The sequence below is a fragment of the Bartonella sp. AD328YNZD genome (genome assembly GCF_042196425.1).
In genome coordinates this window covers 1-740 of the sequence record NZ_JBHIQG010000710.1, presented here as the reverse complement: position 1 = coordinate 740, position 740 = coordinate 1, and the positions used below count along the sequence as shown (strand labels likewise).

General features: G+C 40.0%; 1 protein-coding gene. It reads right to left on the bottom strand.

What is annotated here, in order from left to right:
- Positions 1-740: DUF3987 domain-containing protein (locus ACFIO3_RS14605; protein ID WP_375704731.1), on the bottom strand; the 740-nt coding region annotated here is incomplete at both ends.

The following is a 740-nucleotide window of genomic DNA, read 5'->3' as shown; positions in this document are numbered from 1 at the left end:
GTTATCGGATATTTTGGTGATCCTAATGGTTTATCATAAAGAGAACGAAAAACCCCTTGATAACTTTCCCATGCCTTTTGATTGGGAGGTCTATCAACCCATAACTGCTCTTGTCGTTCATCGGGATAGATCAGCATTTGAAACCGTTGCATAAGACCATCATCGTTTATTCCACGGTGCATGTCTTGAATAATGGGAATAATACGTGCAGGTTGAATACCCCCTATAATAGAGAGAGTTGCATTGGGAATATGAATGGTTCCACGTCCTATACGGTCATAGGTGTAAGACTTATTGCCATTAAAAGCGGTTAGATAGAAAGAACGGTCTGATTGATATTCCTTTCTTTCCAAATTGGCTAAAAAACCAGCCAGTTCATCACGCACCAACAAGAGACCACGGGGGGTTTCTTTTAAGAGTTCCCCAAGCTTTTCGACAGTCACATCATTGACGATAAGACGTCGTTTTATAGAACTATCATCTTCCTCACTTTCTTTGTGTTCAAGAGCTTGTGAAAGAAGAGCAAGGGCTTGTTCTTCATCTTGATCTTTGAGTGCTTTATAGGCTTGTTTTTTCTTTTCTCGTTTATCTAATTCATTAAGAATCTCTTTTGTTTCTTGCTGTTTTTTCTTCTTTACCCACTCTTGATGCCATTCATCTTGAAATTCATAAAGAGGTTCTAAAGCAGCGTCCATGGTACCTGTTTTCATGGTCGAAGGTTCCCCCACAATGGCACCCCA